Below are 24,887 nucleotides of genomic sequence, written 5' to 3' on the forward strand. Positions count from 1 at the left end.
ATTGGAAGTAGGATAGGACTTCCAATGGAAGTAGAAACGGATGCCTTGGCCCGGTCTTTAGCGACAGACGGAAACCAAGCCGTTGCAATGGCTGGGCATGAAACATAAATTCATAAGTTTTTGTGATTGTTGGATTAAACCTAATCGCGAAGGCCGCGTCTAAACCACCGAATTTATTTTGAAATCATTGATGAGAAAATCTATCTTAATCTTGCTGATGGCCATTGCGTGCGGAAGCGGCTTCGCGCAGAGCCGGCTTGTCAGCGGACTTCTTTCTGACAGAGACAGTAAAGAACCTTTGCCACAGACCACGGTGCAGCTGCTTCGCGCCCGTGACAGTTCGTTCGTTGCGGGAACGGTTTCCGACAACGACGGAAAGTTCTCGGTGAAGGCGCCCGACGACGGGCTTTATCTCGTCAGAATCACCGGCATCGGCTATAAGACGCTGCTGCGTCAGGTCAATGTCGTCGATGGGAAAGACGTGGACTTGGGCACGATCGTGATGGGGGCCGATGCCGTGATGCTGAAGGGGGCGACCATAACCGGTCAGGCAACCAAGGTGACGCTGAAAGAAGACACGTTCGTCTATAATGCCTCGGCCTATCGCACGCCCGAAGGTTCTACGATAGAAGAACTCGTGAAGCGTCTGCCCGGCGCCCGTGTCAGCGACGACGGCAAGATAACCATCAACGGCAAAGAGGTGAAGAAGATACTCATCGAGGGCAAGGAATTCATGACGGGCGACACGAAGACTGCGCTGAAGAACATTCCTGCGTCGGTTATCAACAACATCAAGGCCTACGACCAAAAGAGCGATCTGGCCAAAGTAACCGGCATCGATGACGGCGAGGAAGAAACCGTGCTCGACTTCGGTGTGAAGGCCGGAATGAACAAAGGCGTCTTTGGCAATGTTGACCTCGGGATAGGCACCGACGGTCGCTATACGAACCGCGGTATGGGGGCTTCATTCGATGATAAGAGCCGACTGATGGTCTTCGCAAATGCCAACAATACCAATGACCAGGGCTTTCCGGGCGGAGGCGGGTTCGGACGCTTCGGGGCCGGCGCACAGGGACTGAATGCTACGAAGATGCTGGGGGTGAACTATAACTTCGAACTGAAAGACAAACTGCAGCTGGACGCTTCCTTGCGTTGGAACCATGCTGATGGCGATGTCAGTTCCTTCGGCTCTTCCGAGAACTTCGTCAGCAAGGTGGGAGCATTCTCCAACAGCAACGACAAGACCTTTTCGCGCAGCGACTCGTGGGACGGGCGCATGCGTGTGGAATGGAAGCCCGATTCGATGACCGTCGTCACGTTCCGCCCGAAGTTCACTTATACCGGTAGCGACAGCTATTCGAACAACCTCTCTGCTTCTTACAATGCCGACCCCTATCTCTATGTGACCGACCCGCTGTCAGCAGCGTCGCTGGCCCAGCTTGAGGCCGACGACCTGATGGTTAACAAGCGCGAGAGCAAGAGCATTGTGAACGCGGGGAACAAGCGTGTCGGCGGTATGCTGCAATACAATCGCAAGTTGGGCGTGCGAGGGCGGAACGTTACGTTGCGTGTTGATGCTAATTATGGAAAGAACGACAGCAAGAACCTTTCCATGAACAACGTCCACCTCTATCAGGTGCAGAACAAACTGGGGCAGGATTCCACTTATCAGAAGAACCGCTGGAGTCTGATGCCGACAACGAATCATGGTTACAGTGCCCGTTTCACCTACAGTGAGCCTATTCTGCGTGCGACCTTCTTGCAGTTCAGCTATGAGTTTCAATACAAGTTCAGCAAGAGCGACCGCTCGACCTATGATTTCAGCAACTTAGGCGAGCACTTCTTCAGCGGTCTTTCCCTTGGCTACGGTGCATGGGACGCTTATCTCTCCCGACTGGCCAATCCGCTTGGAAGCTATTTCGACAAGCGGTTGAGTCGTTATTCCGAATATCGCAATTATATCCACGACTTCCAACTGATGCTGCGCATCGTCCGTAAGAAGTATAATTTCAATGTGGGCATGATGGTACAGCCACAGCAATCGAAGTACATGCAGGATTATCAGGGAATTCATGTCGACACGATGCGTAGGGTAACCAATGTCGCGCCGACGCTTGATTTCCGCTATCGCTTCAGTAAGGTGAGCAATCTTCGCATCAATTACCGGGGCACAACCTCGCAACCGAGCATGACGCAATTGCTCGATATCACCGACGATAGCGACCCGTTGAATATCTCCATGGGTAATCCGGGGCTGAAGCCTTCGTTCACCAACAACTTTAGGTTTTTCTACAACAACTATATAGAAAGCAAGCAGCGGGCCGTCATGGCGTTTCTGAATTATAGCAACACGCGCAACGGTATCAGTAACAGGGTGACCTACGATGACAAGACCGGCGGACGGACAACGCGCCCGGAGAACATTAACGGAAACTGGAACGTGAACGGTGCCCTGATGTTTAATACGGCAATCGACTCTGCCGGACATTTCAATGTCAACACCTTCACCAACGTGAACTATAATAACTATGTGGCTTATGCCGCCCGGAACGCCAGCTCCTCATCTGTGAAGAATACGACCCGTTCGACCTCTTTGGGTGAGCGCCTTGAAACAAGCTACCGTAACAGTTGGCTGGAACTTGCTCTCGATGGTTCGTTGAACTACACGCACAGCCGTAACCAACTTCAGCAGCAGAGCAATCTGGACACATGGCAATTCGCCTATGGCGGTTCGGTGAACATCTCGTTGCCATGGGGCATGTCGCTGGCAACCGATTTGCATAACAACTCGCGCCGCGGATACAACGATGCATCGATGAATACGAACGAACTGGTCTGGAATGCACAACTCTCACAGGGATTTTTGAAAGGGAGGTCACTGTCTGTCAGCCTGCAGTTCTATGATATTCTCCGTCGGCAGAGTAATTTCAGCCGTACGGTCACTGCACTCCGACGTAATGACATCACGTATAACAGCATCAATAGCTATGCCATGCTCCACGTTATTTACCGCCTGAACCTTTTTGGAGGAAAGGATGCCAATAAAGGTATGCCCGCTCCTCCCGTCGAGGGCGGACACGGCAAGGGCGGGCGACACGGAAGGCCCATTGGTCCTCCGGGTGGCTTCGGTGGCTTTGGCGGAAGGCCGATGTAGTAAAAAAACGTCTGGAGCGCCGCACGCTGACACTCGAAAATAGAAAAAAGCCTAAGAGTGCCGCACTCTGACACTAAAACGTTAAGAAAAACCTAGGAGTGCCGCACTCTGACAGTTAAATGTTAAGAAAAGCCTAGGAGTGCCACACTCTGGTAGTTAAATGTTAAGAAAAGTATAAGAGTACCGTACTCTGGCACCTAAAAGTTAAAGAAAGTGTAGGAGTGTCACCCCTTCGGGGTTTGCTGCCTGAATATTCTTATCCCGAACTGACGTAACCAAAAACCGTCAAGCATGAATTTCGCCGGCAAGTGAACGCTTCAGTTGGTGCCGTATGGTCTGCGTGTCGTTCCCATATCTGCCATAGAGATACATCAGTTTCGTGACGGCTGCTTCGACCGTGCTGTCACGCCCGCTGATGACCCCGGTCCCTTTCAGCTGATAGCCCGTGTCATAGCGTTCCATTTCGACAAAACCGGCCACACATTGGCTGATATTGACGACAGAAACGCCGCGTTGGGTCGCTTTCTTCAGAATGTCTATCAACCAAGGCTGTTGTGGTGCGTTCCCACTTCCGAAACTTCTCATGACGACACCTTTCAGTTCGGGGGCATCAAGAGCGTGTTTGAAAATATCAGCTTGAATGCCGGGGAAAAGGGAAAGCACCATGACGTTCGGATTCATGTCGAAATGCGGTATCATCGGTTTGGCGAAGTCGGGCTGCAAGATGTTGTGCTCCTGAAAATGGAAATCGACGCCGGCTTCACACAGATGTTGATAGTTGAAAGAGTCGAAGGCATCAAAGCCGTCGGCATTTCGCTTTGTCGAACGGTTCCCTCTTAGCAGGCTACCGCTGAAGTAGATGCAAACTTCCGGAACGATGGCCGTCCCGTCTTCATGTTGTGCAGCGGCAAGTTCGATGCTTGTGATGAGATTTTCTTTTCCGTCGGTCCGCAGTTGTCCGATTGGCAGCTGGCTTCCTGTGAGGATCACGGGCTTGGTTAGGTTTTCAAGCATGAACGACAACGCCGACGCCGTATAGGCCATGGTGTCTGTCCCGTGTAGAATGACGAAACCGTCGTACGCTTCATATCTGTCGGCAATGATTCTCACGAGTTCGGCCCAATGTTCCGTTGCCATGTCGCTGGAGTCGATAGGCCGTTCGAATTGGAAGACATCGATATTGATTGAAAGATATTTCATCTCTGGGAGATTGCTCACCAGATGGTTGAAATCCAAAGGCTCCAAAGCGTTTGTCTGCCTGTTCCTGCCCATTCCGATGGTCCCTCCCGTATAAATGAGCAGGACGCTTCCCGTATAATTTGTTCTTCTTTTGTTGTCTGTGTGCATACGTCATCGTTTGCGTAAAAATCGGTGCAAATATAGCCCAAATTTCCCGTAGTTCCAAAAAATAAATGTATATTTGCATCACAAAATCAATCGAAATAACCGAGTCAATTATGAAACAGTTTATGGATGAGAATTTCCTGTTGGAGACGGTAACCGCGCAGGAACTTTTTCACAATCATGCGGCAAAAATGCCAATCATTGATTATCATTGTCATTTGATTCCTGAAATGGTGGCAAACGATCATCGTTTTCGCAGTATTACGGAATTGTGGTTGGGTGGAGACCATTATAAATGGCGGGCTATGCGTACGAATGGAGTGGACGAGAGGTATTGTACGGGGGAAGACACCGATGATTGGGAAAAGTTTGAGAAATGGGCTGAGACGGTCCCCTATACATTTCGTAATCCACTTTACCATTGGAGCCATTTGGAATTGAAAACGGCCTTTGGCATCACCAAGCAGTTGAGTCCTAAGACTGCGCGTGAAATCTATGACGAGTGTAATGAGAAACTTCAACAGCCGGAGTTCAGTGCCCGTGGTCTGATGCGTCATTATCATGTTGAGTGTGTTTGTACGACAGATGATCCGATAGATGACCTTCGTTATCACAAGCAGACGCGTGAAAGCGGTTTCGAGATCAGAATGATACCGGCATGGCGTCCTGATCGGGCAATGAATATAGAAAAAACAGATTTTGCCGACTATGTAGGTAAACTGGCTGAAGTGAGTGGGGTAGAGATTTGCAGGTTTGTCGATATGATGGAGGCACTTCAAAAGCGTCATGATTTCTTTTCAGATAATGGTTGTCGACTTTCCGACCACGGCGTGGAAGAGTTCTATGATGATCCTTATACAGATAGTCAGATTGACATTATTTTTGAAAAGGCTCTCCGTGGTCAGCAGCTCAGTGCGGTGGAAATCCGCCAATACAAGCACGCTTTTCTTAAAATGTGCGCGGAGATGGATCATGCAGCAGATTGGACACAACAATATCACTATGGTGCCATTCGTGACAACAATACGCTCATGTTTAATAAACTGGGTGCAGATACAGGGTTCGACTCTATTGGTGAGTTTAATACGGCACGTGCCATGAGTCATTTCCTGAATGAACTGAATCTGGAAGGAAAACTCACGCGTACAATACTCTACTGTCTAAATCCCTGTGCCAATGAAGTAATAGCCACGATGCTTGGCAATTTCCAAGATGGTTCATGCCCGAGCAAGATACAGTTTGGCTCAGGCTGGTGGTTCAACGACCAGCTTGACGGTATGACTCGTCAAATGAATGCACTTTCTGTACTTGGTTTGTTGAGTCGTTTTGTGGGTATGTTGACCGATAGTCGTTCGTTTCTGAGCTATCCGCGACATGAATATTTCCGTCGTCTGCTTTGTAATCTGTTGGGTAATGATGTGGAAAAAGGCCTTTTGCCAAACGACAAGGAAACTTTGGCCCGCATGGTAGAAGATATTTCCTATTACAATGCCCGAAATTATTTCAAATTCTGAAAGATTCCTCCGGGTTTATCGGAGAAGTAAACATAAGAAATGCCGGTTTCAATCAAGAGACCGGCATTCTATTGTTTGTTTGGAATAAGTGCTTCTTATTTAAGCTTTTGTTTTCTCTGCATAAGCCTCCGGGGAGAGAACAGATACTGTACTTTTATTATATTTGCCTTTGTGGAAGTAAACCACACCGTCTGCAAGTGCATAGAGTGTGTCGTCCTTTCCTTGAGCAACATTCTCACCGGCATAATGCTTATTACCACGCTGGCGAACGATGATGTTTCCAGCGATAATCTTCTGACCACCCCAAATCTTAACGCCTAATCTCTGTGAAGCTGATTCGCGTCCGTTCTTGGAACTACCTACACCTTTTTTATGTGCCATTGTTCTTTCCTCCTGAATTTTAAGCGTTGATTGATTTAACTGTTACTTCCGTGAACTGTGAGCGATGACCGTTCTTGACACGATAGTCCTTGCGGCGCTTCATCTTGAAAACGATGACCTTGTCACCTTTCACAAGGGGGTTCACTACTTCTACTACTACTTTTGCACCATCGATTGTTGGTGCACCAACTGTCACTGCTCCGTTGTTGTCAACAAGCAGGACTCTGTTGAATTCAACAGTCTTACCTGTCTCTGCATCTTTAATGTGATGCACAAAGAGCTTTTTACCCTCTTCAACTTTGAACTGTTGACCGTTAATCTCTACGATTGCGTACATTATTTATTTATTAAACGGGTTTTTCCGCAAGGCGACCGACATTTGCCGATACTTCTTCCGAGCCTAAAACGGACTAAATCGGTGCAAAGTTACGCTTTTTTGTTGAAACCTTACATCGGGCTTGTAACAATTCTGTGGCTTTTAACGCAGATTAACGCTTCCATTGTCAGAGTTTCCCTTTGGTTGAGGGAAGTTCGAAATGATAGATGTCTCGCTTGACAGCCATTCTCAGTGAACGTGCAAGTGCTTTGAATATTCCCTCTATCTTATGATGTTCGTTAGTGCCTTCAGCTTTGATATTGAGGTTCATTCGCGCGGCATCGCTCAGACTCTTAAAGAAGTGGAAGAACATCTCTGTGGGCATCTCGCCGATCTTCTCCCGATGAAAGTCTGCGTCCCATACGAGCCAAGGGCGTCCTCCAAAGTCAAGTGCAACTTGACAAAGGCAGTCGTCCATGGGAAGGCAATAGCCATAACGCTCGATGCCCCGCTTGTCTCCTAATGCCTGCAAGAGGCAATCTCCGAGCACGATGGCCGTGTCTTCTATCGTATGATGCTCGTCTACTTCGAGATCGCCTTTTACGCGTATCGTGAGGTCCATCATGCCATGCTTGCCGATTTGTTCAAGCATGTGATCAAAGAAACCAAGTCCTGTATTGATATCGCATTTCCCCGTACCGTCAAGACAAAGCCTGACATAAACGTCGGTCTCTTTTGTTTGGCGATGAACTTCTGCGATGCGCTCACCGGCAAAGAGCAGTTCAGAAATCTTGTCCCATGTAATGCCGTCTTTTCCTAATATCAAAGCCTTGCAGCCAAGGTTCTCTGCCAACAACGCATCGCTTTCCCGATCGCCTATGACATAGCTACCTTCTATATCATAAGCAGGATTATTCAGATAGTCCTTCAGCATGCCGACGCCCGGCTTTCGCATGGGCGAGCCGTCTTCTGGGAAGTGGCGGTCGATGAGTTGGTCGTCGAACGTAATGCCTTCCCCCTCAAGGGTTCGGAGGATAAGGTTATGGACGGGCCAGAACGTTTCTTCAGGGAAGGAAGCCGTCCCCAAACCGTCTTGGTTGCTCACCAGAACCAAGCGGAAGTCGAGCCTGTTGCAGATGAAGCCAAGGTTTCTGAACACGCCTTCCTTAAACTGTAGCTTCTCAAAAGCATCTATCTGCTCGTCGGCGGGCTCTTCGATGAGCGTACCGTCGCGGTCGATGAATAGGAATTTCTGTCTCTTCATTTCTGTTCATTCTTATGTGTCTATATCGAAAGATGGTTTTAGCTGTTTCTTCGGCGGAACTCTGCGCAAGTGATAGCCGTAGCGATAGCCACGTTCAGCGATTCGGCCGTGGCACGTCCTTCGGCATAGGAGGGAATCCGCAGTCTATGGCCGACCCTCTTGCCGATTTCGTCGGAGATGCCGTTGCCCTCGTTGCCCATGATGATGAGCCCGTGAGAGGAAAGCGGTTCGCGGTAGATGTCGTTGCCGTCGAGCATGGTTCCGTAGACGGGAAAGTCGGTGGGCAACCGGTCGAGCATCGCTTCCAAATCGCCATAGTGCAGCCTTACGCGTGCAATGCTCCCCATCGTGGCCTGCACGACTTTGGGATTGTAGACATCGGCCGTTTCCGTAGAACAGTAGATGTTGCCGATGCCAAACCAGTCGGCTATGCGGATAATCGTACCCAGATTGCCGGGGTCTTGCACGCCGTCAAGCATCAGCGAAAGCGACGTGGTGTCGACGACATCGCTTGCCGCATCGTCGAAGAAAGGGAACAGGGCCAGCACTTGTTGCGGATGTTGCAGGAAACTCACCTTGCGTAGTTCCTCCTCGTCTACGGCAATGAGTTCGTTGGTCGGCGGAGCCGGGTGAGCGGAAAGCCATTCCTGCGTGGCCACTATCGTGTGTGCGCAGCCCGAAGCCAGCAGTTCGCCCACGACTTTATGCCCTTCGGCTATGAAGAGACGAGCCTGCTCGCGGTTCTTCTTCAGTCGGAGCGATTTGATGAATTTGACTTTTGCTTTGCTAATCATGTCTGCAAACTTACGGAAAAAATCCGTATTATGCACTGAAGGAGCCGACAAATTTGCGTCGTCTGCGCTTAAATCGCCCTGTTTCGGTAGGATTGTCGATGCAATATGGGGCGCGTCCGGCCGTCGGAACGTGGGAGACGGGCTTTGTAAGCGTGGTCCGTCGGCCGACAAAGAGGAAATGCAGGCCCGAAGACAGTACATCTTTGAGATGAGATATATAAGGAGTATCGAATTATCTCCATGGTGATAAATATTTATCACCATGGTGAGAAATATTTATCAGCGTGGAGAGAAATATTTATCACCATGGAGATAATTCGATACCTTAATAATAAAGACGATGACAACTCTTAAGGGAGGAGCGTCGGATGTGTATTGTGATGCGCGCGGACAGCCTATAACAATGGGATAAATCGTGCAAAGTTTCATTTATTTTCGGTTATACCTTTCGGCTTCCTCACTTTTTTATTACCTTTGCAGCGTATAAGCAATACATTGATTTCACAACTATGGGAGTTTTCGGACTGTTTAATAAGAAGAAAAAGGAGACGCTCGACAAGGGACTTGAAAAGACGAAGGAGAGCGTGTTCGACAAGCTGACGCGGGCCGTTGCCGGTAAGTCAAAGGTCGATGACGAGGTTCTTGATAATCTTGAGGAAGTGTTGATAACGAGTGATGTGGGTGTGGGCACGACTTTGAAAATCATTGAACGGATAGAATCGCGTGTGGCACGTGATAAGTATGTCTCGACCTCTGAGCTGAACGGAATGCTGCGCGAAGAGATTGCTTCGTTGCTTGAAGAAAACAATGCGGCGGATAATGACGATTGGGAACTTCCTTGCGCGCATAAGCCTTACGTGATTCTGGTGGTCGGCGTCAACGGCGTTGGGAAAACGACGACAATCGGTAAGCTGGCCTATCAGTTTAAGAAGGCGGGAAAGAAGGTTTATCTTGGGGCTGCTGATACGTTCCGTGCGGCTGCCGTGGAGCAGATATCCGTTTGGGGCGAACGCGTCGGTGTGCCTGTCATCAAGCAGCAGATGGGAGCCGACCCGGCGAGCGTGGCATTCGATACGTTGCAGAGTGCCAAAGCCAATGGGGCTGATGTGGTGTTGATAGACACGGCAGGTAGGCTTCACAATAAGGTTGGGCTGATGAACGAACTGAAGAAAATCAAAGACGTGATGAAGAAGGTGTTGCCCGAAGCTCCCGACGAGGTGATGCTCGTCCTTGACGGCAGTACGGGACAGAATGCCTTTGAACAGGCTAAACAGTTCTCGGCAGTGACAAACATCACGAGTCTGGCTATTACGAAGCTGGACGGAACGGCCAAAGGCGGTGTGGTTATCGGTATCAGTGACCAACTGAAAGTGCCGGTGAAGTATATCGGTCTTGGCGAACAGATGGAGGATTTGCAGTTGTTCAACCGCAAAGAGTTCGTAGACTCACTGTTTGCTTGACGTATTGATGAAAAAGAATCAGATTGATATCGTGACGATGGGTTGCTCGAAGAATCTTGTTGACAGCGAGCTGCTCATGAAGCAATTTGAAGCTAATGGCTATCACTGTGTCCATGACAGTGAACGGCCCGACGGCGAGATTGCCGTTATTAATACGTGTGGTTTCATTGAGTCGGCGAAAGAAGAGAGCATCAATACGATTCTTGAGTTTGTCAGTGCGAAAAACGAAGGTCGTCTGAAACGGCTTTATGTGATGGGGTGTCTGTCGCAGCGCTATAAGGAGGAGTTGGAAAAGGAAATCCCGGAAGTAGACAAGTTCTATGGAAAGTTCAATTATAAGCAACTGCTGTCAGACCTCGGTAAGGCGGAAATTCCTTCATGCAATGGCCGTAGGTCACTGACAACTCCCCGACACTATGCTTATGTGAAGATAGCAGAGGGTTGTGACCGCCGTTGTGCTTATTGCGCAATTCCTTTGATAACCGGTAAGCATGTGAGCCGCCCAAAAGAAGATATATTGCAAGAGATCAGAGAATTGGTGGCTGATGGTGTTAAGGAGTTTCAGATTATTGCTCAGGAACTCACTTATTATGGTGTTGATATCGACGGACAACGACATATTGCCGACCTGATTGGCGACATTGCAGATGTGGAAGGCGTAAAATGGGTTCGACTGCATTATGCTTACCCTAATCAGTTCCCGCTGGAATTACTCGATGTTATTCGTGAGAAGCCGAACGTCTGCAAGTATTTGGATATTGCTTTGCAGCATATCTCGAACCATATGCTTGATGCCATGCATCGGCATGTGAGCAAGGAAGAAACGATTGAACTGATAAAGAAGATAAGGGCGGCTGTTCCGGGAATCCATCTTCGAACGACCTTGTTGGTTGGATTCCCCGGTGAAACCGATGAAGATTTCGAAGAACTCGTTGAGTTTGTGAAGTGGGCCAAGTTCGAACGTATGGGTGCTTTTGCTTATTCGGAAGAAGAAGGAACCTATAGTGCAGTGCACTATGAAGATAATGTGCTTCAGGAAGTTAAACAGTATCGTCTTGATAGGCTGATGGCAGTGCAGCAGAGAATTAGTGCCAATGTCGAAGCCGAAAAGATAGGTAAAGTCATGACCGTGATTATTGATAGGAAAGAAGGAGATTATTATATAGGTCGCACGGAGTATTGTTCACCGGAAGTTGACCCCGAGGTTCTTATCCCGACAAAGGGAAGTAGGCTTCGTGTGGGTTGCTTCTATCGTGTGAAGATAACGGACAGTGAAGCGTTTGACCTTTATGGACAAGTTGTTAAATAACCATTCTTGGTATGAATAATAAGGATTTTATAGCAGAGTTGGCTCTAAGGACAGGCTATGCTCAGACAGATGCCCAAAAGCTTGTCAATGCATTGATTGAAGGAATGGGCGATAGCTTCGAGGCAGGAGAGAATGTGTCGTTAGCAGGTTTCGGGACTTTTGAAGTAAAAAAGCGTATGGAGCGTGTGGTTGTAAATCCTTCAACGGGGTTACGTATGCTTGTCCCGCCAAAGTTGGTTCTGGGGTTCAAACCAAATGCTTCTATCAAGGAAAAACTAAAGAATGGAGGAGAAGCAAATGCGTAATCTAAAAGACATTGCCCGTTACTTGGTTGATAAGCATGAACTGAAGACTTCTGATGCCGAGCGCTTTGTTTTGTCGATGATTGATGTGATAAACGAAGGACTGCAACGTGAAAGGCAAGTCAAGATAAAAGGTTTGGGGACCTTTAAGGTGACAAGTGTCAGTTCGCGTGAAAGTGTTGATGTCAATACGGGAGAACGTATCGTGATAGACGGTCGCGACAAGATTTCGTTTGTACCTGATAACTCAATGAAAGAGTTGGTGAATCGCCCGTTCTCTGAATTTGAGACTGTTGTTGTCGGCGATGGTGTGGAATTGGAAGACAAACCTATTGACGGACTTTTGGATAAACAGTCTGAAATCGTCGAGGAACAAATGGAAAAGGAAAGTAATAAGCATGGTTCGTTGGTTACAACAATAGAGCAAGCCGAATTTGAAACAACTTCGCACAAAGAGGACGTAGAGGAAGAGGCTCTTGTTCCGCAAAGCAGTTTTTCGTTGAATGTACCGTCAGAGGTAGTAAACATAGATGATGAAGAGAAAGACGAGACGGAACAATCTGTTCCGAGCAGTGGTTGGTCACCTTTTGCAATAAAGACATTGATTGTTTCCGCAATTGTATTATTCGTCCTTTTAGGTGGGGCAATATCTTATCTTTTTATGGAATTGCATCGTCGGGATATGCGTATAGAGGCACTGATAACGCAGGTAGGTAAACGGCAAGCTGTTATCCATAACACACAACCTACGGCTGGAACTAAGCAGATAGAAAACAAAGTCAGTGATATCACTCCTAAAGTAAAACCAGATGATGCTTATGCAGAGATGAATCGTAGTGATGCACGTGTCCGTACTGGTGCTTATCGAATTGTAGGTGTAAAGCAGGTTCTCAAAGCTAGGGCTGGGCAGACGCTTCGTTCAATCAGCAGACAACAATTAGGTCCGGGTATGGAATGCTATCTCGAGGTTATGAACAAGAATAAAGAACTGAAAGAGGGTGATGTTGTCAAGATACCAAAATTGGAACTTAAACGTCATAGATAGCATTCTTTTTGTTTGATAACGTGTCGTTCTTTTTTCTTTGTATGAAGGATATTATGGGAACGCAGGATATTAATAAATGAAAAGTTTGTTATTTCAAAAAAATAGGATTAAATTTGCAAAGATTAATTATTTACTAAATATAGGATATGAAAGAAACTTCATTTTCACTTTTAATATTAACGGCTGTTTTGTTCCTGAGCAGTTGTTCTGGAAGCAAAAAAGTAGCTTATTTTCAGAATATAGACAAGGTAGACCTTGCAGCTTCGAGAGGGCTTTATGATGCACATATCATGCCAAAGGACTTATTGAATATCATTGTAAACACCACGGATCCACAGGCTGCCGCACCATTCAATTTGGGATCTGGAACTTTTGTGGGGACGGATAATCAGAAAGTAATCGGAAACGTGTCAGCCTTGAATTATTTGGTTGACAACAAAGGTGATATAAATTTTCCCGTTATTGGTAAAGTACATGTTGGGGGACTTACAAAAGGAGAATGTGAGGATTTGATTAGAAACCGTCTGGTGCCTTATTTAGCTAAAACTGAAAATCCTGTAGTAACTGTCCGCATGGCAAGTTTTCATGTTACAGTGGCAGGCGAAGTGAGGAACCCGGGTGTTTTTCCTGTTACAACAGAGAAAATGAGTATTATAGAAGCTTTAGCACAAGCCGGAGATTTGACGATTTATGGTAAACGTGATAATGTGATTCTGTTACGAGAAAAAGCTGATGGGGAAAAGGAATATCATCGATTAAATTTGAATGATGCCAATCTTATCAATTCACCTTATTATTATTTACAGCAAAACGACGTGCTCTACGTAGAACCGAATAAGGTGCAGTCTCAAAATTCTTCTATTGGTAATTCAACTACACTGTGGTTCTCTTTTGTCGGTATCGTGACCAGTGTAGCTTCGTTGTTAGTTAACGTTTTAAGATAAAAATAAATTGAAGAATGATAATTGATTAAATCGGTTTCATTCTTCTTTTTTGAATATAACAGGATAATTTAATAGTATATTATATGTGTGGAATTGTAGGATATTTAGGCAAGCGTGAGGCTTATCCCATATTGATAAAAGGATTGAAGCGATTGGAATATCGTGGTTACGACAGCGCCGGAGTCGCCCTTATTAACGATGACGATACGCTCAACGTATATAAAACCAAAGGAAAAGTGGCTGATTTGGAGGGCTTTTGTGCCGATAAGAATATCTCGGGTTCCGTTGGTATAGCGCATACACGTTGGGCAACTCATGGCGAACCGTCATCTGTTAATGCCCACCCTCATTATTCTGCATCAAAGAACTTGGCAATCATCCATAATGGAATCATTGAGAATTATGCTGACATCAAGAATAATCTGATTGCTAAAGGAGTGGAATTCCGCTCAGATACAGATACAGAAGTGCTTGTTCAACTGATAGAGTATGTGCAGGTAAAGAAAAAACTTGATACATTAACGGCAGTCCAAGTGGCTCTTCATCAAGTCATAGGGGCTTATGCAATTGCTGTTTTGGATAAACGAGAGCCTCATCAGATTATCGCAGCACGAAAGCAAAGTCCTTTGGTCGTTGGTATTGGTAAAGATGAATTCTTCTTGGGTTCCGATGCAAGTCCAATCGTGGAGTTTACAGACAAAGTTGTCTACCTCGAAGATGGAAGTATTGCCGTAATGCGTTTGGGTGAAGAACTTAAAGTCGTAAATCTGCTTAATCGTGAATTGAATCCTTCTGTTCAGACAATAGATATCAACCTCGGACAAATAGAGAAAGGAGGCTTCCCTCACTTTATGTTAAAAGAGATCTTCGAACAACCAGAATGTCTGAAGACCTGTATGAGAGGGCGTATCAATAGGGAGGCCAATCATGTGACATTGAGTGCTGTGATTGATTATAAGGAACGCTTACTCCATGCCAAGCGTATCATCATTGTAGCTTGTGGTACGAGTTGGCATGCCGGATTGATAGGAAAGCAATTGATAGAGACGTTCTGCCGTATTCCCGTAGATGTGGAATATGCCAGTGAGTTCAGATACCGTAACCCTGTTGTGACGAGCGACGATGTTATCATTGCCATGTCGCAGAGCGGAGAGACAGCCGACACACTTGCAGCCGTGGAGCTGGCCAAGGAATCAGGGGCCTTTATCTATGGTATTTGTAATGCTGTCGGTTCAAGTATCCCACGTTCGACCGATACGGGAAGCTATATCCATGTAGGTCCGGAGATAGGGGTCGCCTCAACAAAGGCCTTTACAGGGCAGGTCCTTGTATTGACGATGTTGGCTTTGGCCTTGGCGAAAGAAAGGAAGACGATTACCGATACGGTTTATGAAGAGGTTGTTAAGGAATTGTCTGTCATTCCCGACAAGATACAAGAGGTGTTGAAGCTGAACGAGAAGATTGCTAACCTGAGCAGGATATTCACGTATGCCCACAACTTCATTTATTTAGGGCGCGGTTACAGTTATCCTGTGGCGATGGAAGGAGCTTTGAAGTTGAAAGAAATCAGTTATATCCATGCCGAAGGCTATCCGGCTGCGGAAATGAAGCACGGGCCTATCGCTTTGGTGGACTCTGATATGCCGGTAGTGGCCATCGCCACACACAATGCGATGTATGAGAAGGTGTTGAGCAACATTCAGGAGATTAAGGCAAGAAAGGGTAGGGTGATTGCTTTGGTAACAAAAGGCGACGAGACTATCAGCCGCATTGCCGACGAAGTGATAGAACTCCCCGAGACCTTAGAATGTCTCGAACCGTTACTGGCAACGATTCCGCTTCAGCTTCTTGCCTATCACATCGCCGTTTGCAAGAATAAGAATGTCGATCAGCCTCGAAATCTGGCTAAGTCTGTAACCGTGGAATAATCAAAGAATATAATGGAAGAAATAAAGGAAGATTGCGGAGTCGCTTTGATACGCTTGCTGAAGCCTCTTGAATACTATCAGCAGAAATACGGCACATGGATGTATGGCCTGAATAAGCTCTATCTGATGATGGAGAAACAGCACAACCGGGGGCAAGAAGGCGCAGGCATGGCGTGTGTCAAGCTTGATACGCAGCCCGGACATGAATACATGTTCCGCGAAAGGGCTGAAGGCTCGAACGCCATCACCGAAATCTTCGGAAAGGTACATAAGAACTATGCCGGCATGAGTGCACAGCAACTGGCAGACGTGGACCATGCTAAGGCCGGTCTTCCTTTCGCCGGTGAACTCTACATGGGACATCTGCGGTACAGCACGACGGGGAAGACGGGCATTTCCTACGTGCATCCTTTCCTACGGAGGAACAATTGGCGCGCCAAGAACCTTTGTTTCTGCGGGAACTTCAACATGACCAATGTTGATGAAATCTTCGAGAAGCTCACTTTGCAGGGGCAATGCCCGCGCATCTACAGCGACACGTACATCATGCTCGAACTTATGGGCCATCGGCTCGACAGGGAAGTGGAACGTAACTTCGCCGAGGCAAAGGCCAAAGGACTGACGAACACCGACATCACGCGCTACATCGAAGACCACGTCAGAATGAGCAACGTCTTGAAGACCACGATGCCCGACTTCGACGGAGGCTACGTGGTGTGCGGCGTTACGGGAAGCGGAGAAATGTTCTCCATGCGCGACCCTTGGGGCATCCGCCCGGCATTCTACTACAAGGACGACGAAGTCGTGGCCTTGGCGAGCGAACGCCCCGTGCTGCAGACGACGTTCGACTTGGAGTGTGAAGACGTGGAGGAACTCAAACCGGGCACGGCCCTGATGGTGAAAAGGAACGGCGAGTGTTCCATCGAGCGCATCTTGGCGCCGAGGGGAGACGCGGCATGTTCGTTCGAGCGCATTTACTTCAGCCGGGGCTCCGACCGCGACATCTATAACGAGCGCAAGAAGTTGGGCGAACAGCTCACAGGACCGATACTGAAGGCCGTGAACCACGACGTGGAGCACACCGTGTTTTCCTACATTCCCAACACGGCAGAGGTGGCTTACTACGGCATGCTGGACGGCCTCACGCAGCATCTGAACGAACGGAAGATCAAGCAGATCGAAGCTCTCGGTCATACGCCCTCGCACGAGGAACTGAAAAGCATAATGAATGCTTACGTGCGCTCGGAGAAGGCGGCATGGAAAGACATCAAGCTGCGCACGTTCATCGCCGAGGGCAACAGCCGCAACGACCTTGCCAGCCATGTATACGACATCACCTACGGAAGCATCGACGCCGGAAAGGACAACCTCGTCATCATCGACGACAGCATCGTCAGGGGAACCACACTGAAGAAAAGCATCCTGCGCATACTCGACCGTCTGCACCCCAAGAAAATGGTCATCGTGAGCAGTGCGCCGCAGATACGCTATCCCGATTACTACGGTATCGACATGCCCTGCTTGGAGGAGTTCTGCGTGTTCCGCGCCACCATTGCCCTGCTGAAAGACAGACACATGGAGCACGTCATTCACGCCATCTACGAGGCATGCCTTGAAGAGTTGCACAAGCCCAAGGAGCGAATGACCAATGTGGTGCGCGCCATCTACGAACCGTTCACGACAGAGGAAATCAATGCCAAGATCGTAGAGATGTTGCGCCCGAGCGGCGTGACTACTCCCATAGAACTGGTCTACCAGAGCATCGAGGGGCTCCACGAGGCCATGCCCGGCTACAAGGGCGACTGGTACTTCACGGGGCGTTTCCCCACGCCCGGCGGAACGAAGCTCTGCAATCAGGCCTTTGTGAACTATTACGAAAGCGTGGAAAAAGATATTGCAACAACGGGGGTTTAATACCTTGAACTGTGAGTGTTTAACACCCGCACTGATGAGTGTTTAACACTCGCATTGGTAAGTGTTTAACACCTGCACCGGTAAGTGTTTAACACCTGCACTGATGAGTGTTTAACACTCTTGTTCAAAGGTGTATCGTACCGACGACCAAAGGTATACCGTACCTATGACCAAAGGTGTATCGTACCTATGACCAAAGGTGTATCGTACCCATGACCAAAGGCGTACCGTACCGACGACCAAAGGTGTACCGTACCCATGACCAGAGGTGTACCGTACCGATGATGAGAGGTGTACCGTACCTATGACCAAGGGTGTACTACACCTTTGCCGGACACATTGAGAGAATGAACGATTTAATATAACTACAGATGATGAAAAACGTAACTTTAGTCCTGAGTGACGGAACCCGGTTCCGCGGTAAGAGCTTTGGCTATGATGCACCCGTTGCCGGCGAGGTTGTCTTCAACACGGCGATGACGGGCTATCCCGAGAGCCTCACCGACCCGTCGTATGCCGGGCAGTTGATGGTGTTGACCTATCCGCTTGTGGGTAACTATGGGGTGCCTCCTTTCACCATCGAGGCCGACGGATTGCCCACTTTCATGGAGAGCGAACGGATTCACGCCTCGGCCCTCATCGTCAGCGATTACAGCGAGGAGTATAGTCATTGGAACGCCACGGAGAGCCTTGCCTGTTGGCTGAAGCGCGAGCACGTGCCGGGGATAACGGGCATCGATACGCGCGAGTTGACCAAGGTGTTGCGCGAGCACGGTGTGATGATGGGGAAGATACTCTTCGACGACGAGCCCGATAATATCCCCGAGGCCGATTACGAAGGTGTGAACTTCGTAGACAGGGTGTCGTGCAAGGAGGTTATCAGGTATAATGAAGGCGCAGGAAAAAAGGTGGTGCTGGTGGATTGCGGCGTGAAGGCCAATATCATTCGTTGCTTGGTGGAGCGCGGCGTCGAGGTCGTCAGGGTGCCGTGGAACTATGACTACACAGACATGAAGTACGACGGACTATTTCTTGCCAACGGTCCGGGTGACCCGGATATGTGTTCCGATGCGGTGGAAATCATCAGAAAACAGATGAGCCAGAGCACGAAGCCCATCTGTGGCATCTGTATGGGTAACCAACTGCTTGCAAAGGCGGCGGGGGCAGAGATATATAAGCTGAAGTATGGACATCGCGGCCATAACCAGCCCGTGCGTTTTGTCGGCACGAAACAGTGCTTCATCACCAGCCAGAACCATGGCTATGCCGTCGACGCGAATACACTGGACTTTGATTGGGAAGAGATGTTCGTCAATATGAACGACGGCTCGAACGAGGGTATTCGTCATACGACCAACCCTTGGTTCTCCAGTCAGTTCCATCCCGAGGCTTGTTCGGGGCCCGTTGATACGGAGTTCATATTTGACATGTTCGTAACCACATTAAGATAGAAAGACTATGAAAGACGAAACGATAAAGAAAGTGTTGCTTCTCGGTTCGGGAGCATTGAAGATAGGAGAGGCCGGAGAGTTCGACTATTCGGGCTCGCAGGCGTTGAAGGCATTGCGCGAGGAAGGCGTGGAGACTGTGCTCATTAATCCGAACATCGCCACCGTGCAGACTTCGGAAGGCGTGGCCGACCGGATTTACTTTCTGCCCGTCAAGCCTTATTTCGTTGAAAGGGTGATACGGAAAGAACGCCCCGATGGTGTGCTGCTTTCGTTTGGCGGACAAACGGCGTTGAACTGCGGTGTCGAGCTGGAGCGTACGGGTGTCTTTGCCAAGTATGGCGTCAAGGTGTTGGGCACACCTGTTTCGGCCATCATGAACACGGAAGACCGCGAGCTCTTCGTCGAGCAACTGAATGAGATTGACGTGAAGACCATCAAGAGCGAAGCCTGTGAGACGATGGACGAGGCGCGCAAGGCCGCTGCGGCTTTGGGCTATCCGGTTATCGTGCGTGCAGCTTATGCCTTGGGTGGGCTGGGGTCGGGTTTCGCCGATAACGAAGAAGAACTGGACAAGATTTGCGAGAAGGCTTTCTCGTTCTCTCCCCAAGTGCTTGTCGAGAAGAGTCTGAAAGGTTGGAAGGAGATAGAATATGAGGTGGTACGTGACCACTATGACAACTGCATCACGGTGTGCAACATGGAGAACTTCGACCCGTTGGGCATACACACGGGCGAGAGCATCGTCGTTGCGCCCTCGCAGACACTCACCAACAGTGAATATCACAAGCTCCGTGCACTGGCCATCAAGATAGTTCGCCATATTGGTATCGTGGGAGAGTGCAATGTGCAGTATGCCTTCGATCCGAAGAGCGAAGACTATCGTGTGATAGAAGTGAATGCACGTCTGTCCCGTTCCTCTGCACTTGCATCGAAAGCGACCGGTTATCCGTTGGCTTTCGTAGCGGCTAAGTTGGGTATGGGATACGGTCTCTTCGAATTGAAGAACTCGGTCACCAAGACCACGAGTGCCTTCTTTGAACCTGCGCTCGACTATGTGGTTTGTAAGATTCCACGCTGGGACCTGTCCAAGTTCCGTGGAGTAGACAAGGAGTTGGGCTCAAGCATGAAGTCGGTGGGCGAGGTCATGGCCATTGGTCGCAACTTCGAAGAGGCTATTCAGAAAGGGCTCCGCATGATAGGGCAGGGTATGCACGGCTTTGTGGAGAACAAAGAGCTTGAGATAGAAGATTTGGATGCTGCGCTCAGCGAGCCTACGGACAAGCGTGTCTTTGTCATCTCGAAAGCCTTGCACAAGAACTATACCATTGACCGTATCCATGAGTTCACGAAGATTGACAAGTGGTTCCTTCAGAAACTGAAGCATATCATCGATATTGACGAGGAACTGAAGAAGGTAAACATCAATACCTTGGATAAGGATTTGCTCCGCACGGCAAAAGTCTATGGCTTTACTGACTTCCAGATTGCGCGTGCAATAGGCCTTGAAAAGGAACTGGGGAACATGCATAAGGCAGGTCTGCTGGTGCGTAACAAGCGCAAGGGCTATGGTATTCTCCCCGTGGTGAAGCAGATTGATACGCTGGCAGCAGAATATCCCGCACAGACCAATTACCTTTATGTGACCTATAGTGGCGTAAAGAGTGACATCGTATTCGAGAATGACAAGCGTTCTGTGATTGTTCTCGGCTCGGGTGCTTATCGTATCGGTAGTTCGGTAGAGTTCGACTGGTGCGGTGTTCAAGCATTGAACACGATACGTAAGGAAGGTTGGCGCTCCGTGATGGTCAACTATAACCCAGAGACCGTTTCGACCGACTATGATATGTGTGATCGCCTCTATTTTGATGAGCTCACGTTCGAACGTGTGATGGACATCATCGAAATAGAATGCCCGCATGGTGTGATTGTCAGCACTGGTGGACAGATACCGAACAATCTGGCTATGAAACTCGATGCACAGAATGTTCCGATATTGGGAACCAAGGCACAGGATATCGATGGTGCGGAAGACCGCGCAAAGTTCTCTGCAATGCTTACAGATAGTGGCATCAACCAACCCGAGTGGAGTGCATTGACTAGCATGGAAGACATTGATAAGTTTGTTGATAGGGTAGGGTTCCCGGTTTTAGTGCGTCCTTCTTATGTGCTTTCCGGTGCTGCAATGAATGTCTGCTCCAACGAAGATGAATTGGAACGCTTCCTCCAGTTGGCTGCAAATGTGAGTGAAGACCACCCCGTTGTCGTCTCTAAGTTCATCGAACACGCCAAGGAGATAGAAATGGATGCCGTTGCAAAGAACGGAGAAGTTCTTGCTTATGCCATCAGTGAGCATATCGAGTTTGCCGGAGTCCATTCCGGTGATGCTACGATCCAGTTTCCACCGCAGAAGCTTTATGTGGAGACCATGCGCCGTATCAAGCGTGTCAGTCGGCAAATAGCAAAGAACCTGCACATCAACGGACCTTTCAATATCCAGTTCATGGCTCGCGAAAATGATATCCTTGTGATTGAATGTAACCTTCGTGCTAGCCGTTCTTTCCCGTTTGTGAGCAAGGTGTTGAAAATAAACCTTATCGAACTGGCTACGAGAGTGATGCTCGGGCTTCCTATTGAAAAGCCAAGTAAAAACCTCTTCGACTTGGATTATGTGGGCATCAAGGCTAGTCAATTTTCGTTTAATCGCTTGCAAAAGGCGGATCCTGTCTTAGGTGTGGATATGAGTTCTACAGGTGAGGTTGGTTGTCTGGGCGACGACACGAATACCGCACTGCTGAAGAGTATGCTTTCTGTGGGATATCGTGTCCCCGAGAAGACCGTGTTGCTATCAACGGGTGGTGCTAAGCAGAAAGTCGATATGTTGGATGCAGCTAAACAATTGGTTGTCCATGGCTATGAACTCTATGCCACCGGTGGTACTAGCAAGTTCCTTGAGGAGAACGGCATTGCCAACACGCGCGTCTTCTGGCCTTCAGAAGAGGGAATGCAACCACAGGCTTTAGATTTACTGCACGAAAGGAAGATAGATATGGTCGTCAATATCCCGAAGAACCTTACGGTACATGAACTGACCAACGGTTACAAGATACGTCGTGCGGCCATAGACCTGAATATTCCTCTCATCACAAATAGCCGTCTTGCCGGTGCATTCATCAATGCATTTTGCACGGTGGCCCTTGAGGATATCGACATTAAGGCATGGGATGAGTATTGAACTTTGGAAAGGAAAGGGCCGGCCTGATAGCTTTTGTTATCATGGTCGGCCTCTTTATTGTATCTATTATATGGTGTTAACTGTGTCTTTTATGCCTTTTTCGTTAACAATAATTTAATATCTGTAAGTTATTGATTATAAAATGATTAATGAAAAGTTACAAAAACAACAAAAAAAAGTCGTTAAAACATGATTGATATATTGAAAAAATACTTATCTTTGCATCGTTTTAATTAACAAATGATTGTTTTACAGATTTAAAAAGCAAAGAAAATGAAGAAATTAGTTTTAATGTTCGTAGCTGTTGCAGCTATCTCTTTCGCATCTTGTGGTAACAAAACTACAACTCCTGCAGCCAACAATGACTCTGACTCTGTTGCTCAGGTTGATACCGCTGCTGCTGATACTGCTGCTGCTGACACTGCAAAGTAATTTGCAAATCGAACTGAAAAATGAGAGATTGCCGCTGAACTGTAAAAGGTTCAGCGGTTTTTTATTCCTTTTTATTTGTTTACTTTTTTAGTACACCTTATAAGAAGGTATGCTTTTCCTTATTTGATGTAATCGAACTATTACTGTCCGGTAAATATGTTCCGCATATAAAAGTTAAGGGCGGCGTAATGGATATTTGGTAGACTGCCAAATCTGGCCTACCAAATGTCCATTACGCCTAAATCTGTTTCATTCTATTACCGTTCTTATTTTCCTGATATCACGATGCGATATCAGCCATATCACACTTCAACCTCAGCCATTTTACCTTGTAATCTCAGCTATTTCACCGTTCAATATGACTGACATCGCGTCGCAAAATGGCTGAGATTAGTCACAAAAACAAACGTCTTTGCGGGAAGAAATAATTTTTCTTGCGGGAAGAAATAAATTTTCTCCCGTATGAAAATAAATTTATATACGGGAGAAAATTTACGGGCATACGGGAAGAAATACACGGGGAGGATAGAAAGCTCCCCTTTTTATATCATCAAGCCGTCATTTTATTGAGCTTCTTCAGCAAGGCAAACATCACGATGGCACTGATGAGACAAAGAGCTATTAGGATGCTCCAGTTATACATCAACGGAATGCGGTTCCAAAGCATTGAAGGTATCGAACTCAAATAGTTACCTATGGCTGTGGCTACGAACCAACCGCCCATCATTAGCCCTTTATACTTCGGCGGAGCAACTTTGCTGACAAAGGAAATACCCATCGGAGACAGTAGTAATTCGGCTAAGGTCAACGTGAAATAAGTGGAAATCAGCCAGCTTGGCGACAGAATACTCTGCGTCTTGTCGCCTAAGTCCATCGGAGAAATAAGTCCTGTGGAAGCCATGGTTATTACCGCAAAGCCAAGGGCGGCTACCAGCATGCCCCATGCTATGCGGGCGGGTGCACTCACTTCGTGTCCCTTATTGGCGAGAAGGCCGAAGAAAAGCATGCTGAACGGCGTCAATGCAACTACGAAGAAAGGATTGAACTGCTGGAAATCGGAGGGTTGGGACATTGTCGGATTGTCCATGCCCAAGAAAAGTGCCGCGGCACCTCCCCATGCTATCAAGGTTGCAAATCCGCAAATAGCCTTGCCCTTCATAGTCTTTGATTGCAAGGCGCCGAAACCCGTATAGACGGAAAGTGCTATCAATGCGAGACTGAAAATATTGAACCATATACGCATTGAACCATAAATCTCTAAATTCGTATATTTCTTGGCGAAGAAGGTTAGGGCAGAACCGTTCTGATGGAAAGCCATCCAGAAAAAGATAACCACTGCAAAGACGAGCAGCAAAGCCACAATACGGTCTCGGGTCTGCTTGGGCGTAAGCTCTTCAACTTCCTGATTGGAGGCTTCTGCCTGTTTTGCTGTCACATCGGCATGTTTGAACCAACTGCGGCATGCAAAGTAAATTCCGGCCGAAAGAAGTAACGACACACATGCCACACCAAAGCAAAGCCCATAGGCACCATATAATACTTTGAGGTAAGCGGGGTCGAAATTGCCTGCATCGTAGACAAAACCATACTGACCCAAATAGAGATTAGTAATCCATTTGGCCATGGAGGGAGCGAACATGGCGCCGATGTTGATGGCCATATAGAAAAGGCTGAACGCCGAATCACGACTACTTGAATACTTCGGGTTGTCGTAGAGGTTGCCGACAAGCACTTGAAGGTTTCCCTTGAACAGCCCCGTTCCCAATGACACGCAGGTTAAACCGGCAAACATTGCAATCTTTCCGGCTTCGTCGGCACCCGTGGGAATAGCCAGCCCAAGGTAACCAAGGAACATTGTAACAAAACCAATGGTGACACACTTCCCATAGCCTATCTTATCAGCGATTATCCCGCCAAGGAGCGGTGCAAAGTAGACCACGGCAAGGAATATGGCATACACTTGTCCGGCCTGAGATTCTGTCCATCCGAACTTGGCTTGCATAAATAAAGCGAAGATGGCTAACATGGTATAGTAACCAAAACGCTCGCCGGTGTTGGCAAGAGCTAAGGCATACAGGCCTTTTGGTTGATTTTCAAACATAG

The 24,887-nt window shown here is 47.9% G+C and carries 18 protein-coding genes; 12 read left to right on the forward strand and 6 right to left on the reverse strand.

Going from position 1 to position 24,887, the window contains the following annotated elements:
• The first annotated feature begins 190 nt into the window (after positions 1-190).
• The gene (locus HMPREF9944_RS01320; protein WP_044113139.1) at positions 191-3,154 is read left to right on the forward strand and encodes an outer membrane beta-barrel protein; all 2,964 of its coding nucleotides are present in this window, start codon (positions 191-193) and stop codon (positions 3,152-3,154) included.
• A 285-nt stretch (positions 3,155-3,439) separates the two neighbouring features.
• On the opposite strand, the gene HMPREF9944_RS01325 is transcribed toward HMPREF9944_RS01320, so the two are convergent.
• A complete protein-coding gene (locus HMPREF9944_RS01325; protein WP_008563914.1) occupies positions 3,440-4,501 on the reverse strand; it encodes an asparaginase in 1,062 nt (353 codons plus the stop codon).
• 110 nt (positions 4,502-4,611) lie between these two features.
• Between HMPREF9944_RS01325 and uxaC the strand changes: the two genes are divergently transcribed.
• Positions 4,612-6,012 carry a glucuronate isomerase gene (gene uxaC, locus HMPREF9944_RS01330; protein WP_008563916.1) on the forward strand — a complete coding sequence of 467 codons (1,401 nt, stop codon included), beginning with the start codon at positions 4,612-4,614 and terminating at the stop codon, positions 6,010-6,012.
• Between the two features lie 99 nt (positions 6,013-6,111).
• Here the strand turns inward: uxaC and rpmA are convergent, their stop codons facing one another.
• The 4 genes from rpmA to HMPREF9944_RS01350 form a co-directional block, all read right to left on the reverse strand.
• Positions 6,112-6,393, reverse strand: a complete 282-nt coding sequence (gene rpmA, locus HMPREF9944_RS01335) for a 50S ribosomal protein L27 (protein WP_008563918.1) — start codon at positions 6,391-6,393, stop codon at positions 6,112-6,114.
• 19 nt (positions 6,394-6,412) lie between these two features.
• Positions 6,413-6,730, reverse strand: a complete 318-nt coding sequence (gene rplU, locus HMPREF9944_RS01340) for a 50S ribosomal protein L21 (RefSeq protein ID WP_008563921.1) — start codon at positions 6,728-6,730, stop codon at positions 6,413-6,415.
• Positions 6,731-6,896: 166 nt separating this feature from the next.
• Positions 6,897-7,973, reverse strand: a complete 1,077-nt coding sequence (gene hisB, locus HMPREF9944_RS01345) for a bifunctional histidinol-phosphatase/imidazoleglycerol-phosphate dehydratase HisB (protein WP_008563922.1) — start codon at positions 7,971-7,973, stop codon at positions 6,897-6,899.
• Between the two features lie 38 nt (positions 7,974-8,011).
• Positions 8,012-8,767 (reverse strand): RNA methyltransferase, encoded by a 756-nt coding sequence (locus HMPREF9944_RS01350; RefSeq protein ID WP_044113140.1) that lies wholly within the window; start codon positions 8,765-8,767, stop codon positions 8,012-8,014.
• A gap of 509 nt (positions 8,768-9,276) precedes the next feature.
• Between HMPREF9944_RS01350 and ftsY the strand changes: the two genes are divergently transcribed.
• The 10 genes from ftsY to HMPREF9944_RS13075 all read left to right on the forward strand — a co-directional run bounded on the left by ftsY (position 9,277) and on the right by HMPREF9944_RS13075 (position 22,784).
• The gene (ftsY, locus tag HMPREF9944_RS01360) at positions 9,277-10,227 is read left to right on the forward strand and encodes a signal recognition particle-docking protein FtsY (protein WP_008563924.1); all 951 of its coding nucleotides are present in this window, start codon (positions 9,277-9,279) and stop codon (positions 10,225-10,227) included.
• A 7-nt stretch (positions 10,228-10,234) separates the two neighbouring features.
• The gene (gene rimO, locus HMPREF9944_RS01365; protein WP_008563925.1) at positions 10,235-11,536 is read left to right on the forward strand and encodes a 30S ribosomal protein S12 methylthiotransferase RimO; all 1,302 of its coding nucleotides are present in this window, start codon (positions 10,235-10,237) and stop codon (positions 11,534-11,536) included.
• A gap of 11 nt (positions 11,537-11,547) precedes the next feature.
• Positions 11,548-11,841 carry an HU family DNA-binding protein gene (locus HMPREF9944_RS01370; RefSeq protein ID WP_008563926.1) on the forward strand — a complete coding sequence of 98 codons (294 nt, stop codon included), beginning with the start codon at positions 11,548-11,550 and terminating at the stop codon, positions 11,839-11,841.
• Positions 11,819-12,883 carry an HU family DNA-binding protein gene (locus tag HMPREF9944_RS01375; protein WP_008563927.1) on the forward strand — a complete coding sequence of 355 codons (1,065 nt, stop codon included), beginning with the start codon at positions 11,819-11,821 and terminating at the stop codon, positions 12,881-12,883. The genes HMPREF9944_RS01370 and HMPREF9944_RS01375 overlap by 23 nt, the downstream gene beginning before the upstream one ends.
• 146 nt (positions 12,884-13,029) lie before the next feature.
• Positions 13,030-13,827 (forward strand): polysaccharide biosynthesis/export family protein, encoded by a 798-nt coding sequence (locus tag HMPREF9944_RS01380; protein WP_008563928.1) that lies wholly within the window; start codon positions 13,030-13,032, stop codon positions 13,825-13,827.
• 83 nt (positions 13,828-13,910) lie between these two features.
• A complete protein-coding gene (gene glmS, locus HMPREF9944_RS01385; protein WP_008563929.1) occupies positions 13,911-15,755 on the forward strand; it encodes a glutamine--fructose-6-phosphate transaminase (isomerizing) in 1,845 nt (614 codons plus the stop codon).
• Positions 15,756-15,767: 12 nt separating this feature from the next.
• A complete protein-coding gene (locus tag HMPREF9944_RS01390) occupies positions 15,768-17,669 on the forward strand; it encodes an amidophosphoribosyltransferase (protein WP_008563931.1) in 1,902 nt (633 codons plus the stop codon).
• A 374-nt stretch (positions 17,670-18,043) separates the two neighbouring features.
• Positions 18,044-19,120, forward strand: coding sequence for a glutamine-hydrolyzing carbamoyl-phosphate synthase small subunit (gene carA / locus HMPREF9944_RS01395; RefSeq protein WP_044113220.1), 1,077 nt, complete (start codon positions 18,044-18,046; stop codon positions 19,118-19,120).
• Positions 19,121-19,127: 7 nt separating this feature from the next.
• Complete coding sequence (carB, locus tag HMPREF9944_RS01400; RefSeq protein WP_008563935.1) at positions 19,128-22,352, forward strand: carbamoyl-phosphate synthase (glutamine-hydrolyzing) large subunit; 3,225 nt, start codon at positions 19,128-19,130, stop codon at positions 22,350-22,352.
• Positions 22,353-22,625: 273 nt separating this feature from the next.
• A complete protein-coding gene (locus tag HMPREF9944_RS13075) occupies positions 22,626-22,784 on the forward strand; it encodes a hypothetical protein (RefSeq protein WP_008563937.1) in 159 nt (52 codons plus the stop codon).
• A gap of 550 nt (positions 22,785-23,334) precedes the next feature.
• On the opposite strand, the gene HMPREF9944_RS01405 is transcribed toward HMPREF9944_RS13075, so the two are convergent.
• Positions 23,335-24,885 (reverse strand): peptide MFS transporter, encoded by a 1,551-nt coding sequence (locus tag HMPREF9944_RS01405; protein ID WP_008563939.1) that lies wholly within the window; start codon positions 24,883-24,885, stop codon positions 23,335-23,337.
• Between the last annotated feature and the right edge of the window lie 2 nt (positions 24,886-24,887).

The organism is Segatella maculosa OT 289, from assembly GCF_000243015.1.
Taxonomy (GTDB): domain Bacteria; phylum Bacteroidota; class Bacteroidia; order Bacteroidales; family Bacteroidaceae; genus Prevotella; species Prevotella maculosa.

Bases quoted from the DNA above. Each gene is read 5' to 3' on its own strand.
- glmS (WP_008563929.1), top strand. From the start codon at position 13,911: ATGTGTGGAATTGTAGGATATTTAGGCAAGCGTGAGGCTTATCCCATA.
- HMPREF9944_RS01390 (WP_008563931.1), top strand. From the start codon at position 15,768: ATGGAAGAAATAAAGGAAGATTGCGGAGTCGCTTTGATACGCTTGCTG.
- HMPREF9944_RS01325 (WP_008563914.1), bottom strand. From the start codon at position 4,501: ATGCACACAGACAACAAAAGAAGAACAAATTATACGGGAAGCGTCCTG.
- ftsY (WP_008563924.1), top strand. From the start codon at position 9,277: ATGGGAGTTTTCGGACTGTTTAATAAGAAGAAAAAGGAGACGCTCGAC.
- rplU (WP_008563921.1), bottom strand. From the start codon at position 6,730: ATGTACGCAATCGTAGAGATTAACGGTCAACAGTTCAAAGTTGAAGAG.
- HMPREF9944_RS01320 (WP_044113139.1), top strand. From the start codon at position 191: ATGAGAAAATCTATCTTAATCTTGCTGATGGCCATTGCGTGCGGAAGC.
- uxaC (WP_008563916.1), top strand. From the start codon at position 4,612: ATGAAACAGTTTATGGATGAGAATTTCCTGTTGGAGACGGTAACCGCG.
- carA (WP_044113220.1), top strand. From the start codon at position 18,044: ATGAAAAACGTAACTTTAGTCCTGAGTGACGGAACCCGGTTCCGCGGT.
- HMPREF9944_RS13075 (WP_008563937.1), top strand. From the start codon at position 22,626: ATGAAGAAATTAGTTTTAATGTTCGTAGCTGTTGCAGCTATCTCTTTC.
- rpmA (WP_008563918.1), bottom strand. From the start codon at position 6,393: ATGGCACATAAAAAAGGTGTAGGTAGTTCCAAGAACGGACGCGAATCA.
- HMPREF9944_RS01375 (WP_008563927.1), top strand. From the start codon at position 11,819: ATGGAGGAGAAGCAAATGCGTAATCTAAAAGACATTGCCCGTTACTTG.
- HMPREF9944_RS01405 (WP_008563939.1), bottom strand. From the start codon at position 24,885: ATGTTTGAAAATCAACCAAAAGGCCTGTATGCCTTAGCTCTTGCCAAC.
- HMPREF9944_RS01370 (WP_008563926.1), top strand. From the start codon at position 11,548: ATGAATAATAAGGATTTTATAGCAGAGTTGGCTCTAAGGACAGGCTAT.
- hisB (WP_008563922.1), bottom strand. From the start codon at position 7,973: ATGAAGAGACAGAAATTCCTATTCATCGACCGCGACGGTACGCTCATC.
- rimO (WP_008563925.1), top strand. From the start codon at position 10,235: ATGAAAAAGAATCAGATTGATATCGTGACGATGGGTTGCTCGAAGAAT.
- HMPREF9944_RS01380 (WP_008563928.1), top strand. From the start codon at position 13,030: ATGAAAGAAACTTCATTTTCACTTTTAATATTAACGGCTGTTTTGTTC.
- carB (WP_008563935.1), top strand. From the start codon at position 19,128: ATGAAAGACGAAACGATAAAGAAAGTGTTGCTTCTCGGTTCGGGAGCA.
- HMPREF9944_RS01350 (WP_044113140.1), bottom strand. From the start codon at position 8,767: ATGATTAGCAAAGCAAAAGTCAAATTCATCAAATCGCTCCGACTGAAG.